At 68.7% G+C, this 17758-nt stretch carries 17 protein-coding genes; 8 read left to right on the top strand and 9 right to left on the bottom strand.

Annotated features, from left to right (window positions below; translation table 11 throughout):
* The first annotated feature begins 379 nt into the window (after window positions 1-379).
* Complete coding sequence (locus ACFY12_RS12530) at window positions 380-1141, top strand: SLATT domain-containing protein (RefSeq protein ID WP_390715766.1); 762 nt, start codon at window positions 380-382, stop codon at window positions 1139-1141.
* A gap of 2 nt (window positions 1142-1143) precedes the next feature.
* Here the strand turns inward: ACFY12_RS12530 and ACFY12_RS12535 are convergent, their stop codons facing one another.
* The 5 genes from ACFY12_RS12535 to ACFY12_RS12555 all read right to left on the bottom strand — a co-directional run bounded on the left by ACFY12_RS12535 (window position 1144) and on the right by ACFY12_RS12555 (window position 7069).
* On the bottom strand, window positions 1144-1794 hold the full coding sequence (locus tag ACFY12_RS12535; RefSeq protein WP_390715767.1) for a hypothetical protein: 651 nt from the start codon (window positions 1792-1794) through the stop codon (window positions 1144-1146).
* 183 nt (window positions 1795-1977) lie between these two features.
* Entirely contained in the window at window positions 1978-2646 is a 669-nt protein-coding gene (locus ACFY12_RS12540) for a GntR family transcriptional regulator (protein WP_390715768.1), read from the bottom strand.
* Window positions 2647-2797: 151 nt separating this feature from the next.
* The gene (locus ACFY12_RS12545; protein ID WP_390715769.1) at window positions 2798-4168 is read right to left on the bottom strand and encodes an aspartate aminotransferase family protein; all 1371 of its coding nucleotides are present in this window, start codon (window positions 4166-4168) and stop codon (window positions 2798-2800) included.
* Window positions 4169-4350: 182 nt separating this feature from the next.
* Window positions 4351-6531 carry a trypsin-like serine protease gene (locus ACFY12_RS12550; protein ID WP_390715770.1) on the bottom strand — a complete coding sequence of 727 codons (2181 nt, stop codon included), beginning with the start codon at window positions 6529-6531 and terminating at the stop codon, window positions 4351-4353.
* 19 nt (window positions 6532-6550) lie between these two features.
* The gene (locus ACFY12_RS12555; protein ID WP_390715771.1) at window positions 6551-7069 is read right to left on the bottom strand and encodes a hypothetical protein; all 519 of its coding nucleotides are present in this window, start codon (window positions 7067-7069) and stop codon (window positions 6551-6553) included.
* A 449-nt stretch (window positions 7070-7518) separates the two neighbouring features.
* Between ACFY12_RS12555 and ACFY12_RS12560 the strand changes: the two genes are divergently transcribed.
* Both ACFY12_RS12560 and ACFY12_RS12565 read left to right on the top strand, forming a co-directional pair.
* Complete coding sequence (locus ACFY12_RS12560) at window positions 7519-10947, top strand: hypothetical protein (RefSeq protein ID WP_390715772.1); 3429 nt, start codon at window positions 7519-7521, stop codon at window positions 10945-10947.
* Window positions 10948-11085: 138 nt separating this feature from the next.
* On the top strand, window positions 11086-11481 hold the full coding sequence (locus tag ACFY12_RS12565; RefSeq protein WP_390715773.1) for a hypothetical protein: 396 nt from the start codon (window positions 11086-11088) through the stop codon (window positions 11479-11481).
* 565 nt (window positions 11482-12046) lie between these two features.
* On the opposite strand, the gene ACFY12_RS12570 is transcribed toward ACFY12_RS12565, so the two are convergent.
* The 3 genes from ACFY12_RS12570 to ACFY12_RS12580 all read right to left on the bottom strand — a co-directional run bounded on the left by ACFY12_RS12570 (window position 12047) and on the right by ACFY12_RS12580 (window position 13537).
* Entirely contained in the window at window positions 12047-12466 is a 420-nt protein-coding gene (locus tag ACFY12_RS12570) for a hypothetical protein (RefSeq protein ID WP_390715774.1), read from the bottom strand.
* A 676-nt stretch (window positions 12467-13142) separates the two neighbouring features.
* The gene (locus ACFY12_RS12575) at window positions 13143-13346 is read right to left on the bottom strand and encodes a hypothetical protein (protein ID WP_390715775.1); all 204 of its coding nucleotides are present in this window, start codon (window positions 13344-13346) and stop codon (window positions 13143-13145) included.
* 20 nt (window positions 13347-13366) lie between these two features.
* Window positions 13367-13537, bottom strand: a complete 171-nt coding sequence (locus ACFY12_RS12580; RefSeq protein WP_390715776.1) for a hypothetical protein — start codon at window positions 13535-13537, stop codon at window positions 13367-13369.
* A 346-nt stretch (window positions 13538-13883) separates the two neighbouring features.
* Between ACFY12_RS12580 and ACFY12_RS12585 the strand changes: the two genes are divergently transcribed.
* The 5 genes from ACFY12_RS12585 (at window position 13884) to ACFY12_RS12605 (ending at window position 17054) form a co-directional block, all read left to right on the top strand.
* Window positions 13884-14723, top strand: coding sequence for a helix-turn-helix domain-containing protein (locus tag ACFY12_RS12585; RefSeq protein WP_390715777.1), 840 nt, complete (start codon window positions 13884-13886; stop codon window positions 14721-14723).
* Complete coding sequence (locus ACFY12_RS12590) at window positions 14713-14928, top strand: DUF397 domain-containing protein (RefSeq protein WP_390715778.1); 216 nt, start codon at window positions 14713-14715, stop codon at window positions 14926-14928. The genes ACFY12_RS12585 and ACFY12_RS12590 overlap by 11 nt, the downstream gene beginning before the upstream one ends.
* Window positions 14929-15243: 315 nt before the next feature.
* Window positions 15244-16077 (top strand): helix-turn-helix domain-containing protein, encoded by an 834-nt coding sequence (locus ACFY12_RS12595; RefSeq protein WP_390715779.1) that lies wholly within the window; start codon window positions 15244-15246, stop codon window positions 16075-16077.
* A 62-nt stretch (window positions 16078-16139) separates the two neighbouring features.
* The gene (locus ACFY12_RS12600) at window positions 16140-16442 is read left to right on the top strand and encodes a hypothetical protein (protein ID WP_390715780.1); all 303 of its coding nucleotides are present in this window, start codon (window positions 16140-16142) and stop codon (window positions 16440-16442) included.
* A gap of 144 nt (window positions 16443-16586) precedes the next feature.
* The gene (locus tag ACFY12_RS12605; RefSeq protein ID WP_390715781.1) at window positions 16587-17054 is read left to right on the top strand and encodes a hypothetical protein; all 468 of its coding nucleotides are present in this window, start codon (window positions 16587-16589) and stop codon (window positions 17052-17054) included.
* Window positions 17055-17058: 4 nt separating this feature from the next.
* Here ACFY12_RS12605 and ACFY12_RS12610 read toward each other — a convergent pair whose 3' ends face one another.
* On the bottom strand, window positions 17059-17631 hold the full coding sequence (locus ACFY12_RS12610) for a Uma2 family endonuclease (RefSeq protein WP_390715782.1): 573 nt from the start codon (window positions 17629-17631) through the stop codon (window positions 17059-17061).
* Window positions 17632-17758 lie beyond the last annotated feature (127 nt).

The raw sequence follows: 17758 nt of genomic DNA on the forward strand, positions 1-17758 counted from the left end.
GCCGGTGCCGCAGGCCCCTCCGTCGATGCGGCCTTTCGGGCAGCTCTCGCGGGGGCAACTCTTTCGGGTGAGAGAGCGGGCTGTCCGCCACCGGACACCGCACCACTTATGGGCGGAAATCACGTGATCTGGGGCCGAGGTCGGCCGTACGACGGTAGGAAGGGGCTGCGCACCACGGCCACCGCCAGGCCACCCCACGCCACCCCCTGCGCCGCGTCCATCCGCCCCCCGCGCACACGTATCCATCCCGCGCACACACGCGTATCCCTATGTCACGCGTATCTATATGTAACGGCGCGTATCCATATCCGTATCCACATCCATGTCCACATCCACATCCATGTCCAGAGGGCGTAGAGAGCAGAGAGAGGGAGCACGGGTGAGTCAGCCGGAAATGCAGCCCGACGGGCCCCCTCGGGAGGGCGGCGGCCTCACTCGGCGGCACGGGAGCCGGCGCCGCGGCCGGCCGGATCTCGCGGGCCGGGCGTTTCCGCCCGGCGGCTGGGGAGAGCCGGCCGACCGGCTGGACGCGCTGTACCTGTGGACCGAGCAGGGCGCCCTGCGCGCCGCCGACTGGTACCTGCACGACCGGATCGGCAAGCGGCGCGGCGCACGGGCGCTGCGGCTGGGCGCCGCGGCCGGTGTCACGGTGGGCGGGGTGCTGCCGCTGCTGGATCTGGCCGGGGTCTGGGCGGGCGGGGCGCCCTGGGGCTGTCTGTCGCTGCTGCTGGCGGCGGTGTGCGTGGGCTGCGACCGGTACTTCGGGCTGACGACCGGCTGGATGCGGGATCTGGCGACCGCCCAGGCGATCCACCGGCGCCTGGAGGCGCTGCAGTTCGACTGGGCCGCGGAGAGCGTCCGCGAGGTGCTCGGGCCGGCCGAGGGCACGGCGAGCGAGGCAGCGGAGCGCTGTCTAGGGGCACTGCGGCGGTTCAACGAGGATCTCGGGGAGCTGGTACGGGCCGAAACGGCCGACTGGATGGCCGAGTTCGGGGCGGGTCCGGCCCCGCAGGCCGCCCAGGCGGCGGTGTCGTGGGCGGCACCGCGGCCGGAGAACGCGGGAGCGCCGGGGCGGTTCGCGGTCCCGCACCGCACCCGGCCGAACATGCCGCGGCAGCGGCCGCCGGAGCATGGCCGATAGGCTCAGCTGAAGACGATCATGGACCCCTGCCCCAGACTCCTGGTGGCGGCCGCGTGCAGGCCGAGCCACACATGGCGCTCCCGGGCGAACGGACCGCCGTCCAGTGGCAGCGCGCCGACCCGCTCCTCCAGAGAGGTGGGACCGGCCGGTGGCGCGGGGGCGGCCGGCGGATTGGCCGGATCGATGCCCAGGCATGGCGCAACCAGTTCGAGTTCGCGGAGCAGACCGTGCGAGGACCCCAGCGGGCCGCCGCCCTCCAGCAGTTCGTCGTTGCCGAGCGGATGCGGGAAGTCGAGCGGGACGTACGCGCCCGCGTGGTCGTAGTGCCACACCAGGTGGGACTGCCGCGCGGTGGTCTCGAACATCTCCAGCAACTGCTCGTAGTCGCCGCCCAGTTCGTCGACCGGGGTCACCTCCAGGCCGCAGAGCCGCAGCAGGTAGGCGCGGCGCAGGAAGTGCAGCGCGTCGTAGTCGAAGCCGGCGACGGGGGCCACATCGCCGGACAGTCCCGGCATATAGCTGAAGACCGGGACGGTGGGCAGTCCCGCCTCCGTCAGAGCCTTGTCGTAGGCGGCGATCTCTTCGGAGAACGGGTTGTCGGGGCTGTGGCACAGCACATCGACGAGGGGTACCAGCCACAGGTCACATGCCACGAGTGAGGGCTCGCTTCCGGTCGGGGACGGAGACACCGGCCACGTACGGCTACGGGTGCGCACGTACGGCTGCGGATACGGCCCGTTACGGCCGAGGCGGACAGCGTAGTGGCAGCCACGCCGTCCGACGAGAGCGAGTCGAACACTGTCCGACGGCCGACCTCTGCCCCCAAGCGCCGGGGGCTATCCCAGGATCGCGAGGGCGTGCTCGTTGTACTCCGCGATCAGCCGCTGGGCCGTATCGAGATCGTGCCGGAGCAGGGCGTCCGCCAGCGCGCTGTGCCCCTGCCACAGGTGGCCCCGCAGATCGGCTTCGCGGCGCAGCAGGGGGACCGCGAACATCCAGGTCTGGACGCGGATCCGGTCCAGGAATTCGCTGATGTAGGGGTTGTTCACGACGCTGCTCAGCTCGCGCCAGAACCGCAGGTCGTAGCCGATCAGCACGTCCAGGTCACCGGCCCGCGCGGCCCGCTCGGCCTCCTCGGCGCGGCGCCGGATGGAGACCAGCACCGGGCCGGGGGCGGTACGCAGCGCCCCTTCGGCGTCGCTGCGGAAGATCCCCTCGACGATCAGGGTGCGGGCCTGGACCATGGCGCGGAAGTCGTCCGCGGTGAAGGCGCGCACCTTGAAGCCGCGGTGCTGTTCGACGTCGAGCAGGCCCTGGGCACAGAGGTCGAGCAGCGCCTCGCGCACCGGCGTCGCGGAGACGCCGTACTGGTCGGCGATCTCCTTGACAGTGAAGGGGTGGCCGGAGGGCAGCCGGCCGGCCAGCACTTCGTCGCGCAGCGCGTCGGCGATCTGCTGACGCAGGGTGCTGCGACGTATGACTGGACTGCCTCCGCCGGCGGCCATCGTGTGCGTCTCCTTCGACGTCCCCGGCCGCGATCGTGGGTGCGGCACCCGCCCACGATAGGCGAGGGCCGGGTGCTGCCGCCGCCCGTGGTGGGACGGCAGGACCCGGACCGCCGCTACGAGGCGGCTCAGCCGATGGCCGACCGATGGCTCAGCCCATGTGCTCGTCCGCCGCCGTCAGCGCCTTGTCGAGCGCGGCCAGGCCCTCCGCCGCCTCGGCCGCGGTGATCGTGCACGGCGGGACGGCGTGCGTCCGGTTCATGTTCACGAACGGCCACAGGCCGCCGCGCTTGCAGGCCGCGGCGAATTCCGCCATCGGAGCGTTGGCGGCGCCGGAGGCGTTGTAGGGCACCAGCGGCTCGCGGGTCTCCTCGTTCCTGACCAGCTCCAGCGCCCAGAAGACGCCCAGACCGCGCACCTCGCCGACGGACGGATGCCGCTCGGCGATCTCCCGCAGCCCCGGCCCGAGGACCTTCTCGCCGATCTCCGCGGCGTTCTCCACGATCTTCTCCTCGGCCATCGCCTGGATCGTCGCGATGGCGGAGGCGCAGGCCAGCGGGTGCCCGGAGTACGTCAGACCGCCCGGGTACGGGCGCTGGTCGAAGGTCGCGGCGATCTCGGCGCTGATCGCCACACCGCCCAGCGGGACGTAGCCGGAGTTGACGCCCTTGGCGAAGGTCAGCAGGTCGGGCGTGACCCCGAAGTGGTCGGCGGCGAACCACGCGCCCGTCCGTCCGAAGCCCGCCATCACCTCGTCCAGGATGAGGACGATGCCGTACCGGTCGCAGATCTCGCGGACGCCGGCGAGGTAGCCGGGCGGCGGCACCATGATCCCGGCGGTGCCGGGGACGGTTTCGAGAACGACCGCCGCGATGAACTGCGGGCCCTCGAAGGCGATGGTCTGCTCCAGGTGGGCCAGCGCGCGCTCGCACTCCTGCTGCTCGTTCTCGGCGTGGAACGGCGAGCGGTACAGGAACGGGCCCCAGAAGTGGACGACGCCCGCCGAGGCGGTGTCGGAGGGCCAGCGGCGGGGGTCGCCGGTGAGGTTGATCGCGGCGGCGGTGGCGCCGTGGTACGAGCGGTAGGCGGACAGCACCTTGGGACGGCCGGTGTGCAGCCGCGCCATCCGGACCGCGTTCTCCACGGCCTCCGCGCCGCCGTTGGTGAAGAAGATCTTGTTCAGGTCGCCGGGCGTCCGCTCGGCGATCAGCCGCGCGGCCTCGGACCGTACGTCCACGGCGAAGCCGGGCGCGACGGTGCAGAGCTTCGCCGCCTGCTCCTGGATCGCGGCGACGACCTTGGGGTGCTGGTGGCCGATGTTGGTGTTGACCAGCTGGGAGGAGAAGTCGAGGTAGCGGTTGCCGTCGTAGTCCCAGAAGTACGAGCCCTCGGCGCCGGCGACCGCCAGCGGATCGATCAGGCCCTGTGCGGACCAGGAGTGGAAGACATGCTCGCGGTCGACGGCCTTCACGGCCGCGCCGGCCTGCGGATCAGCGTGCTGGGGGGTCAGCTGAGGGGTCATACGGCCAGCGTACGGAGCGGCCGCGGACCCGTGACACCGCCACTCTGTACGGCTTCGGCCACGTTGCCCGGCAGTCTGTCGGGGCTCCGTGGCTCGCGCTGAGGGCACGAGCCACGGAGCCCCGGAGACGCAGCACCGGAGGCGCAGCACTGGCGACGCAGCACCAGCGGGTGGAGAGGGAACTAGCGGGGAGAGAAAGGCAGCGCGGACCCGAAGGAGACGCCACCGGCCGGGATGCCGTCCTTACCGGGCTGGAACACCGTCACCGGCTGCTTCGGACCGCCGTAGAGGTTCGCCCACGGCACGCTGTAGGCGATGCCCGACCCGGGCCCCGGCACGCCGACGTTGAGGTGGGTACCGGTCACGGCCAGGACCCGGCCGAAGCGACGGTCCTTGGCGAACGGGGTGGGGATGCCGGCGGCGTTGTCCGGCCCCTCCTGCACCCACACATCGCCGTCGCCCGGGTTGCCGCCGATCAGCGGGATGATGTGCACCGCACCCGCGTTGGTCACGTCCTCCAGCGCCTCGTCCGGCGCGCCGACGGCCAGGCGCACCGTCTCCCGGCTGCCGGCCTTGTTCGGGGCGGTGTTGACGGCCGCGACGGTCTGGCCGAAGTGGTCGTCGGTCTCCGCGCCGCCGACGATGCCGTCCTTGCCCTGGTACAGGAGGTCCTGCTTGGTGACCTTGCCCGCGCTGTCGATACGGAAGGTGGTCACCGACCCGGCACCCGCACGCTTGTTGACCGTGTCGCCCGGGGCGCCGACGGCGAAGACCGACTCACGGGCGCCGGACGAGGTGAGGTAGGACACCACGGAGACGGACTCGCCGAACCGGGCCCCGGCCGTGGCGCCGCCGGCCGCGCTCTCGGTGACGCCGTGCGTGTACACCGGCTTCTGCCCGGCCTGCGCCGGGAGCTTGAACACATAGGCGGCACCGGCGTCCTTGCGCGCCTCGATGTCCTCGTACGGCGTGCCGACGACCAGGTGGCGGTCGTCACCGGCCATGGACCAGCCGACGTTGTCACCGGCCTCCGCCGCGCCGGGGACGCCGTCATTGTCCTGGCCCAAGGAGAAGCTGGTGCCACCGGAGAGGAAGAAGAAGCCGCCGGCGTCGGACACCTTGCCGATGTCCTCGCCGGGAACACCGATGGCGATGTACGGGTAGCCGCTCTCGGCGACTCCGGCGGTGAGGCTGTGGCCGAAGTAGTCGTCGGCTTCCGGAACCGACTTCGCCAGTTCCCCGTTGCCCTTGCCCTGCTCGAAGTTCTCCGACGCCTTGCCCTTGCCCAGGCCGTCGGGGGAGCCGTAGACGAGGGTGACCATGCCGGCGTTCTTCGCCGAGCCGATGTCCTCGTCCGGGATGCCGACGACGAGGTCGGTGTAGCCGTCCTGGTTGTAGTCGACGGTGGCGAGGGAGGAGCCGAACATGTCGTCGGCCTCCGCCCCGCCGGGCACGAACGACTGGTTCTGGTCGACCTGCTGGGTGCCCTTGCCCCCGCCGTAGACGATGTGGACGGCGCCCGCCTTCGTCTTCCCGGCGACCGTGGCGTGGCGGTCGGCGATCGCGTTGTCCTCGACGCCGTCACCGTTGAAGTCGACGAACGGGGCGGCGCTGACCGCGGAGTTGATCCAGGCGGCGAGGTCGTCGACGCGGGTGCCGACCATCCGCGTCGAGGTGTTCGCGGGGTCTATGCCGAAGCATCCGCCCTGGTCGGAGCGGGAGGCGACGGCCGCGACGACGGACTGGTCGCCGGAGGTGGTGAACAGGGGGCCGCCCGCGTCACCGGCGCAGACGGCGGCGCCGTTCTCGCCCTGGCCCTCGACGGTGCCGCCGGCGGGGTTCTGCATGCCGAAGGTGCCGTTGTGGGCCTTGAGCGGCGCCCACTCGTCCTTCGTACGGCCGTAGCCGGTGAAGGTGAGCTTGTCCCCGGCCTTGGGCGCCGCCGTGGCCGCCTGCGCCGGGCGCACGTTGGTGACGGGGGCGGACAGCTTGGCCAGGACGATGTCCCGGTCCTCGTGCGGGACGAGCTGGACCACGTCCCGCACCGATCCGGCGGTGGTGGTGAGGTCGGTACGGCCGATCGTCGCCGTCGTCCTCGCCTTCGGCGCACCCGCCGGGATCTTGATCGACTGCGCCGGGTTGTCGGCGAAGCAGGACGCGGCGGTCACCAGCCACTGCGGGTCGATCAGGGCACCGGTGCAGGCCTTCGTCCCGTTGCCGATGTCCAGGCGGGCGGTGAACCCGCGGGTGTTGTCCTTCTCGGCGTCGCCGGTGACGGCGTGGGCGGAGATCGCCGGGGCACCTATCGCAGCCGCCGCGACGAGGGCGGCGAATCCGGTGCGCCGCTTGAGAGTTGCGCGCATGACGTGTGGTTCTCCCGGTCTACTTGCTGGTGCGGATCTCGACGAGGACGTGATCGCGTCCCTCGGGGTCGGTGGACTCGCCGACCGGCTTGTACTCGCCCTTGCCGATCTCCACCTGCTGCGTCTTGGCGTCCGGTGCCTTCAGGGTGACATCGGCCGCCTGCTCGGCCGTGCCCTTGATCCCGTAGACGGCGGGTATTTCGGCGGTGAGGTGGCCGGAGGTGCCGGTGGCGCGGAAGCAGATCTTGCCGTTCTTCCGCGTGTAGACCTCCATCAGCCCGTTCGCCGAGTCGCACTTGGCGAGGGTGAGGTGGCCGTCGCCCCGCTTGAGGACAATGCCGACATTTTCCTTGATCTTGTCCGCACCCGGGTAGGCGAAGTCCTCGACCGCGTAGCCCGGCTGACCGTCCGCCACGGCCACCGTGGACGTGGGTGCGACGGGGGGCGGCGTGGCGTCCTGCGAGGCGAGGGCGACGACCGCGGCCATGCCTGCCGCCGCGGCCGCACCGGTGGCGATGATCCGCCGTGCGAGATTCATGCAATGTTCCTTGCGTGAAAGGTGGTTGATGCCCCGGCCTGGCCGCGTCCGGAACCGACGTGAGTCGCGCTACCGACGTGAGTCGCGCTGGAGCCGTGCGCGGAGGCAGGCGCGGAGATGCTGAATTCAAACAATGCGCGTGCAGTTCACCAACCCGGAAAATACGGATATTCTCAATCACACCACCATGCAAGGGGCTTGTGGCGTTTCTCATGGTGTTTAAACGGCGTAAACACATAGCGAAAACGCCCTTTACTTGCATATGGTCTCCGGTCGTATGTGTCGTGTCCCTGCTCAGGAGCCCATCAGGAGCCCAGGAGCCCAGGACTCACCCAACGCCCATGGCATGCACCGGGCATGGCGCATGCACAGCAGCACGCCACGCGAACACCGTCTGGCGGCCCGCCGCCACCCGCGCGCCACCGCCGGGCGTCAAACAAAGGACCACGTTGGAGACCACGTTCTGGAGTCGGCGGCGCATCCTCGGCACCATCGCCGCCACCACCGCTGCCACCGCCATACCCCTGGTCACTGGCACCCGGGCCCTGGCCGACACCCTCCCCGATGCCGGCCTCCCCCACCCGGAGACCCTGCCCGACACCCCCCGCGCCAAGGTCGTCACGGCGTGGAAGGCGGGCGGAAAGGCCGTCAAGAAGGCGGCCGCCGCCGCGCTGACCGGCACCCCCGAGGACATCGACCGCTTCCTCAAGGACGAGCTCGCCGGGGCGATCGCCGAGGACAACCGCGTCGCCGTCATGAAGTCCCTCTCCCGCGCCGGAAAGGGCACCCGCCGCGAGGTCACCGAGGCGCTCAACGCCGGGGACGCGGCCGTCGCCGCCTTCCTCGACGGCGGCTACCGGACCGCCGAGCTCGAAGACCTGCGCGTCCTCACCTTCAGCATCCTCGCCGACGGCGACAAGGGCGTGCAGCGGGAGGCCCAGGCGGCGCTGGACAAGGGCACCAACGAAGCCCTGACCGCGTTCCTCGCCACCGGCCAGTTCGCCGCCCGCAACGAGGACGAACGCGCCGAGGTCTTCAAAATCCTCGCCACCGCCTCCCCGGAGGTGAAGAAGTACGCCGAACGCGCCCTGAACGAAGGCACCCCCGGCACCGTCCACTGGTTCCTGGAGACCGGACAGCACATCGCGCGCGCCCGCGACCAGGAGACGGCGACCATCGACCAGCTCGTCGCCATCGTCGAACGCCAGGGGAAGCGGGCCAAACTCCGCACCAACCAGGCCCTCGACGCCTCGGAGAAGGCGAAGACGGCGGCGGAGAAGGCAAAGGAAGCGGCCCAGCAGGCGGCGAAGGAAGCCGACGCCGCCCGGGACGACGTCGCCAAGTCCGGTAAGGCGGCCCGCAAGGCCGCCGGAGCGGCGCAGGGAGCGGCGAACGCCGCCCGCACCGCCATCCGCGCCTCCGCCGCCGCCCAGTCGGCCGCCCGCCGCGCCGCCTGGGCCGCCTCCGCCGCCGCCCAGGCCGCCGCGACCGCCGGATACGCCGCCACCCGCGCCTACAACGCCGCCATCGCCGCGTCCAAGGACGCCTCCCAGGCCAAGGCCGCCCGCCTGGCCGCCGAAGGCGCGCGGAACGCGGCGTCCCAGGCCCGTACGGCCGCGAAGGCCGCCGACCACGCCGCCGAGGCCGCCTCCCAGGCCTCGTCCGCCGGTGCCGCCGCGGCCTCCGCCTCCCGCAACGCCGCCTCCGCCGCCAACGCCGCCGCACAGGCCGCCACCGCCGCCGGTGCCGCGCAGAGCGAGGCGGCCAAGGCCCGCCGCGAGGCGAGCATCGCCAACGCGGAGGCCGCCCGCGCCACCCGCGCCGCGGACGCCGCCCAGTCCCTCGCCGCCTCCGCCGCCCAGGCCGCACGGCAGGCACGGGACGCGGCCAACGATGCCGCCGACCACGCCGAGAAGTCGGCCGCGGCGGCCGAGGAGGCGGCCAAGTACGCCGGACAGGCCGTCGACTACGCCAACAGGTCCACCAAGTACGCCGAGCAGGCCGTGCAGGCCGCCGACACCGCCTCCAAGACGGTGGAAAAGGCCCGGAAGGTGGAGCAGGAGGCGCGGGAAGCGGAGGCGAAGCAGCTCGCCGAGGAGACCGCGCAGGGCATCGACGAGGCCCGCCTGCTCGCCCAGGCCGAGAAGGAGGACCTGGAGGCGGCCCGCAGGCACCGCACCCAGGCCGACGCCCTGGACAGCGAGACCCGCGACGCCATCGCCGCGGCGGAGAAGGCCCTCAAGGCCGGTGATACGGCCACGGCGGCCGCCTCCGGACGCAAGGCGGCCCTCAGCCTGCTGTCCTCCCAGGGCACCTGGACGCGGGAGGCCGCCGAATTCGCCCTCGCCGGCACCGACGAGGACATCCTCGCCTGGATCGACACCGACCGCGGGATCGCCCAGGGGCAGGACGACCGCGAAACCGTCCTCTACCTCTCCACCATCTCCACCCCCGACGTCGCGGAGGCCGCCCACAAGGCCCTGACCGGTGACGACCCGAAGGCCGTCACCAACTTCCTCAACACCGGGGTGATCGAGGCCGCGGCAACCGACAACCGCGTCGCCATCTTCCGCATCCTCGGCAACACTCCGGGCAAGGCGGTCAAGGCGGCGGCCGAGACCGCGCTGGCGGACGGCAGCGCGAAGGCCCTGCAGGACTTCTTCGCCACCAAGTACGCCCCGGCGATGCGCGAGGACGACCAGGTCGCCACCTTCGCCATCCTCAACACCGGCGGCGCCTACGTGAAGGCGGCCGCCCAGGTGGCCCTGGAAGGCCCCACCTGGATGCGGCGCGACTTCGTCGCCCACATCGCGCACCGCACCGCCCAGATCGACCACGACGCGGCCACCCACGTCGCCGCCATCCGGTCCTCCCTCGCCCACGCCTCGAAGATCGCGGCCCAGGCGCAGGCCGACGCCTACAAGGCGTCCAAGGCCGGCGCGGACGCACGCGACGCGGCGGCGGAGGCCAAGGACTGGGCGAAGAAGGCCAAGGACTCCTCCGAGCGCGCGGCCAAGCACGCCACCGAGGCCCGCGAGAACGCCGACGCGGCCGAGAAGTCCGCCGCCGACGCCGCCGCCTCGGCGAAGAAGGCCCAGGCCGCGGCGGCGACCGCCCGCGGCGCGGCCCGCCGCGCGAACTACTCCGCCAACCAGGCCACCGCCTCCGCCCGCGAGGCCGTCAACTCCGCGGCCACCGCCCAGGAATCGGCCAACAGCGCCCAGGCCTCCGCCCTCCAGGCGGGCAAGGACGCCAAGGCCGCGGCGGCCGCCGCCACCGAGGCGCGCAAGATCGTCATCACCAAGCGGAAGGCGGAGGCCGCGGAGGCGGCCCGCAAGGCGGCCGAGGCGGCAAAGAAGGCCAAGGAGAAGGGAGTCGACCCGTCCGACAACGACGACAACGACTTCCTCGACGACCTGTGGGACGCCGTCACCGACAAGGACAACTGGAAGAAGATCTCCAACGTCCTCTCCGGCATCAGCACCGTCTCCGGCATGGTCGCCGCCGGTGCCCTGTTCGTCCCGCCGCCCCTGGGCGAGGCGATCGCCGGCGTCGCCGGAACCGTCTCCCTCATCACCGGCGCCCTGTCCGCCACCATCACCGGATTCACCGCCGACGGGGGCTTCTTCTCCCAGGAATTCCTGTCCTCCGCCGGAGGCGTCGTCATCGGAGTCCTCACCGGCGGCATTCCCTTCACGAAAATGAGCGGCATATCCGGCCTGATCAAGTGGGGCGCCGAAGGAGCCCGCTCCGCGTCCGTCCTCGCCGCCCGCTTCGAACAGGAAATCGTCTCCCCCGTCATCGGCGTCTTCACCACCGACTGGGGCGGCGCCCTGGACACGGCGAAGGACGCCTGGGACGCCATCACCCCGTGGTAGTCCGGTAATTCCCTCACGGTGGCCGTGACTACCTCACTACCTCACGGCAGCCAGGTGATACCTTCCGGGCCGGAGGACCGCATCTGCACACTGTGCCCTTTGCCCCTGCGCCCTCCGGCCCGGAAAGGTCACCGGCCCATGTTTCTCTCCCTGCCCACCGCCGCCTGGGCTGCGACAGCCGCCGCGGTCACTCCCGCACACATCGCCCTGATGCGCTGGTCCATGCCCACGCCCAAGGCGAAGCGGTCGGTCTCCTTCGTCCCGCTCCCGGTCGCCATCACCGCACTCGCCTACGCGGCCGCCAAAAGCTACCTGCTCGCCGAAATCCTCTACCTCTACAGCGCGGTACTGCTCATGTTCGTCGTCATGATCGCCCCGGTGAAGAAGTGGATCGGCGCCGACATCGCGAAGCAGGAAGCCCACCCGGACATCAAGGTAAAAGCCCACGGCCCGTCCCTGGCATGGGTGTTCGGCTCCGGTCTCGTCATGCTGGTGGCAATCGTGGCGGTGTGGTCAGCGGGTTCCCGCTACTGAACTCGACCACACCGCCCAGCCGGCGAGCCGGATATCAGGCTTCCCCGTACCCCCTGGAGCAGGACTCCTGAGGCCCGTCCGGACCGCGCTTGATGCAGACCTCGAGCGTTACGCTTGTCCCCTCAGGAATCGAGAAGGCATCCTTCTTGCAGGTGTCAAGCCCACCCGCTGCTTCCGTGTACGTGTAGTGCGACCCGGTTGCGTCATTCCAAATAAGGCGCGCAATTGCCCGCTTGCCTTCGCCCCGACGGTCGCAGACCTTTACGGTTTCATTTTCATGCTTGAAGTATCCCTGAGCGTAAGGGAGCGTGGCTCCACCCGATTCCACAAGAACACTGGATCCGGCAAAGGCCGGAGAACTACCGAAAGTCAACGCAGCGACAGAAGCCACTACTGTCACCGCAGCGAATCGAGTCCTACGCCAAACTGCAGCAAGCCTCATTACTTCAACCCCACTCTTCCCACGTCAACCTGCTCTGTGTGACTCACGCCCAGCTCAGACACGAAAATGCCGCGCGACAGCACGATCTGAGTAGTCGCGCGGCACTTCCCGCCATTATGTGATTTAGCTCTTGGCGTTGCTCATGGTGCAGGTACCTATAGTCCTGTCGGCGGCGTTGCCAGTGCAGGAATAATATTCAACGCGCCATCCCTCTGGGAATTCACGATACTTCCCGTCGTAGTGGCACTTGGCGTCGACTTGGTAGCCCTGCCCCTTGGTATTCCACACAGGATCACACAAGACCCTCATGTTTGGGTCCTTCGGGTGCTGGGCTTTCCAGAGGCCCACGGCGGCGCGACCATCCTCCAGTTGATCGAAGATGTGGAGCTTGTCACCGCGCTGCTCGAACCAGACGGAAGCCCCTTTGTCCGGAGATTCGACCTGCGGACCGTCTGTGCCTGCATATGCAGCGCTCCCACCGAAAACGAGAGTTGCACTTGCAGCCATCGCCGCTGCGGCTAGAAGCCTTCCCGCTCTGTTCACATTTCCCCCTTGACTCTCGGGTGCGCTGTGCAGCTGTGCAGCTGTGCTCCACCCAGGGCGGACAGGATGGCACGATCAAGCGCATTCGTGTCAAGGGCCCAGAGTGAATGACCTAAGACCAAGAACTATCCAGCGTTGACCGCAGGCCCAATGCCAGTCGCGACGCCCCACGGCAATGCCTCACTCCAGCATCCGTTACTCCCGCGTCCGTTACTCCCATGCCCATTACTCCCGCGTCCGCTCTACCCCTTCGAGCCTGTCATCACTTCGACGATATGGCGCCACATGACACCACCTGGGCCCTGACGTCCGCCCACGACCAGGACGCCCGGTCTGTGAAAGTACGTGATATTCATCCGATTTCACGGAACTGACCTCGTCAGGAATCCCTATCCAAGCGAAGTTCGCCATGGCGCATATACAGTCCTCGCTGGTAGCGTCCTTCCCGCACAGACCAAACTATTTCAGCGTGCACCGGGGAATTGACGTCGCGAGCATCGCCTTCGCTATGACCGGCGCACTGTGCGGCATTGGCGCACGGACAGCACATGCAGCTTCGCCGGAAGGCGAAGATCTCGACATGGCAGACCCACCGGACACGTCCCAGTGCCGACACTGGGGGCGATCCTGGCGACGGCAACCCGCAACGCGTCGGGCGTGAGATCGGGCATGGGAATCAACGGTCCGTACGGGCCCGGCGGCGGCGCTCCGCAGCCTCGATGATCTCCATCGGATCCGGCCCCGACGGGACCAGAGGCGCGCACCTCCAGCAGGCGTACACGTTCCAGCCCGGCCCGCTGTTGGTGTGCACCTCACTGACGATGACGAGGTCGTCAGTGATCCGCTGACAGCGCACGCACATACGCAACGGCTTCGGCATACGAGCTCCCTCGGAGGTCATCACGCCACCTCCACGCCGTGGATCACGTACGGGCCCGGGGCGTCAACCCCGAACGTGGCCAGCAACAGCTCGTTGCGCCGCTGAAGTTGCTCATACGCGACGAGGTACGGGCGCACCAGGGGCGAGGCATCCCCGTCGATCGGCGTCTCGTCCCCTCGGCGACGCTGCACCCCCGGGTAGTACGGCGGGTCCCACGGCCGTACGAACACAACCCGGCGCGGCGCCCGCCGGACCGCTGCCCGATGCCCCCCACCCCCGGCACGGTGCCGCCCTCCCGGACGGGGACGGGAATTGCACAGAAACCTCACCCAAGCAAGGCAGCGAGCCATAAGCTCTGCCATGTCGGCGCTCCTTGTCAGCGTTGGCCATGCCCCCGGGCCGTCCACATCGGCTGCGGGGGTCTTTGGCGTTCGGATACGCAATCACCTTGCGCACTTCCAGCATTACGCTGCGCTCAGGCGCCTGAACAGGGGAGAGTGTCCAACAAACATCCTTGTAACGAGGGGGAGTTCATCAATGGCCAAAGGCAGCGGGAAGCGAGGCTTCGGCCAGGACAAGACCGGATGGGGATTCTTCGGCTCCGAGCTGAAGCGACGCCGCGAAGCGGCAAAGCTCACCCAACAGCAGCTGGGCGAACGGGTCATCTGCTCCGGCAGCTACATCGGCCAGCTGGAGGCGGCCATTCGCAAGCCGCAGCTCGATATGGCCGAGCGGCTGGACGCTGAGCTCACAACCGACGGCTTGTTTGCCCGAATGTGCGAGGAACTGATCAATAACTCGCCGCATGCTGACTACTTCACGGAGGCAGCACACCTAGAAGGCCTGGCCGTCACCATCAGGGAGTACGCGCCGATGTTCGTGCCCGGCCTGCTCCAGACGCCCGCCTACGCCCGCGCGGTCGTTCTGGCCGCCCAGCCCCTCGCACCGGAGGAAGAGGTCGAGCGTCTGGTGACTGCGCGCTGCGAACGGGCACGCATCCTCGACCATCCAACAGACCCCTTGCTGTGGGCGGTTCTGGACGAGAGCGTGATACGGCGCAAGGTCGGTGGCGCCGCAGTCATGCGGGAACAGCTCCAGCACATCGTCGACTTGGTGCGGCGCCGCCGCATCGTCATCCAGGTGCTTCCCCTGGACGCGGTGCCCGCGCTGACCGGCATGCTGAATCTCATGACCTTCGAGGAGGGCCCGCCCGTGGCCTACATCGAGGCCCCTAAGACGGGCAATCTGCTTGACGATCCGGCGCGGGTCACCCAATGCGAGCTTCGTTACGATCTCGTCAGGGCCACCGCGCTCTCGCCGGAAGCATCCTTGGCCCTGATCGAGTCGGTGGCGGAGGAGTACGCGCATGAAGGCTGAGTACGACCTGAGCACTGTGATGTGGCGCAAGAGCAGCTACAGCGACGGAGAGGGCGGCAGCTGCGTCGAGGTCGCCGACGACCTCCCCGGCATAGTCCCCGTCCGTGATTCCAAGGCCCCCCACGGCCCCGCCCTGGTCTTCCAGGCGGGAGCCTGGGCCTCGTTCATCGCTGACGTAAAGGCCGGCGACTTCCCGACCGCTTGAGCAGCGACCCCGCACACACGTACAGCCCCGGACGGAACACCCGTCCGGGGCTGTCGCACTGCATGACGTCAGCGGCTCCTGGGGCCCCCTCGTGATCATCTACCCGACAACGCGAATATTGACGTGCCCGCATGGACGGCCCATGCCGGACTCCGTACCGTCATGGCAAACAGCCAACAGGCTCACACATGCCCTGAGGGAGGTCGGCCGCGCTCCTGAATTGCGAAGCCTACGAGGGTGGCTCTGCTCTCTATCGGGGGTGGAAGCGAATCGCCTTGGGGCGCACCGTCCATTTCGAGAAGTACGTGATTGTCCTTGACGTTTAACCCTGGCCGCCTGGGCCAGTCAAAAGCTGACCTGGCGGAAATGCTCCGCACCATGCGCAAGCGAGCCGGCCGTACACAGGTCTGGCTCGCTCAGCGTTGCAACATGTCCCAAACAAAGCTCAGCAACATTGAGACTGGCCGAATCACACCAGGCCTTGTCGATGTTGAGTTGATTCTTGGAGCCCTTGACGCACCCCCGGAACTCATAGCGGAAGTAGCCGCCCTCGCACGACTTGCCAATACAGAGTGGCAGAGTAGTCGGGCATCGTGTCGCAGGGGCCTGGAAAAGCGGCAAGCGGAATTGGCCAGCCTCGAAGCGGGGGCCACGATACTCCGCTATTTTCTGCCAGCGATGGTGACGGGACTCCTGGCCACTCCTGAGTACATCAGGGCCAGCCTTGACCACTCGCCGGTGGACATCTCCAAGACGGTGGCCAGGAAACTGGAGCGGCAAGCGGTCCTGTACGACAACGCGAAACGGTTCACATTCCTGCTCACCGAGCAGGCCGTGAGATGGGCTGTGGTCCCACGTGCGGCGATGGCCGTACAGATCGACCATCTCATCTCGATATCTCAGCTCCCCAACGTGCGCATCGGTGTCATCCCACTGGGAGCGTCTGCCGGGCGAGGGCCGATGAACACATTCACGGTTTACGACAAACGACTGGCAACCGTCGAGACTTTCACAGGGCTCATCGTGTACCAGGACGCCCGGGATATCAGCGAGCACCTTGAAGTGTTCGACCTGTACGAGCGCCATGCGCAGACTGATGAAGAGGCCAGGGTTACGCTCGAAGAATGGGCCGTCGCCTACCGTTCTTGATCGTCTACCCTACAACGCGAATATTGCTGGCACCTCCATGCTGACAGGCCGAGAATCCCTCTATGCCGTATGATCAGAGCAGCCCAAATGGCCAGTCCACGCCGAAGGGTTGGCGCCTCGACCCGATCCCGACCCGCAAGACGTACATGGACGAGGACGGCAACGTTCGCGTTCCCATGTGGATTACGCGGAATGGCAAGCATGTTGCCGATACGGAAATGGCCCTGTTGCCCTCGGAAGCAGAGCTACTGAGCGAGCGTTTGACGGAAGCGATCGGTGTTTCGCGCTCGATCATGCACGAAATGTTTCACAAGCACGCTGGGCCGGGCGTGACGGTGGCGTCCAAGCTCCCCTCTTCCGCCTGAGACCGCATCTCAGGCACTCCCAGGCCCACTTCGACATGCCGGCTAGCGGCCCTAAGCCTCCGACTGGTCTCCGTCCCCTCCACAAGGCAGAGACCAGCCGGACGGCATTCCTCTCCTCCGTACTCCCCCGAAGGGGAAAGACGATTGCACCACCATGGCTATCTGTGGACGGGACCGAAGCAACGGTTCGATGACGAGGCGCTCAGGCGGCCCGTACACCCCGATCCGCCCCCGGCCGACGGCAGGCCGGAGCTGATCCAGCGGTACAAGGAAGTGAAGGCGGAGTTCCCGGTCGTGGATCTTCCGCCGCTGGAAACGGCGTACTGGCTGATCAAGCCCAGGAAGCTGGTACGCGGCACCTGGGAGGAGCCGAAGAGGGCGGCGGAGTGGCTCGGGGAACAACTTGCCGAGCACGCACCTCGGTTCGCCTCCGAAGCGGACCGCGACAGTACGTACCTCGCGATACTGGTCAACTCCTCCGCCGAACGGCTCGATTGGGGTGGGGACGTGTCTCACGGCTTCTATCTCGAACGGCCCTCGTACCTGTCGCTGGCCCTGGTGTGCTGCTCCCCGAATCGGGCCGTGCCGGAACTGGAGTGTCCGCTGCGGTAGGTCGTCAGCGGATGTAGTCCTTCAAGTCCTCGGTGTCGAGAGTGATGCCTGCCGGGTCGGGGAGGGTGACCACCTCGCCGAAGGGGGCCAGGTGGGTGTCGCGGTAGCAGCCACCGGGGGCGGGGTTGCGATGGATGACGACCGCGCCGATGTCGCGGTCGACGAGGAGGTAGACGGGAATGCCCGCAGCCGCGTAGGCGGCGCGCTTCGGGTGCCGGTCGCGTCCGCAGTCATGCGGCGTGACCTCGACGGTCATCAGGACCCCCTCGGGGTCGGACCACTCACCGTGCCCGGCGAAGTGCCCCGACGGTGCCAGAACACCGTCCGGCCGGGCTCGGCCTTCACCGTCCACCCCGACCTTCAGGCCTCTGGTCGTGCAGAGGTGCAACTCCGGGCGGGCCTGCATGTACTGCTTGGTCAGCCACATGATGATCGTCGAGTGATCTCCGTCCCCCGGACACTTTTCCTCGATCCGTCCGTCGATGAACTCCAACGTGACGGTCTCGGGTGCGGCTGCGGCGATCTCCTCGAAGTCCTCCACCAACATGTGAGACGTGGACTCGGCCATATCCGTCATGTTGCCCCCTTCCAGGCAGGAGCCAGTGTTGCCCGGGGCGGGCGGACCCGTACGACAATCCGCATCAGGCCACCCGTACGCGTGACCGACCGCCCCTCGGTATCCTCGGCGCGGAGCATGGGGATAC

Origin of the sequence: Streptomyces sp. NPDC001339 (genome assembly GCF_042895955.1) — a bacterium.
Classification (GTDB): Bacteria; Actinomycetota; Actinomycetes; order Streptomycetales; family Streptomycetaceae; genus Streptomyces.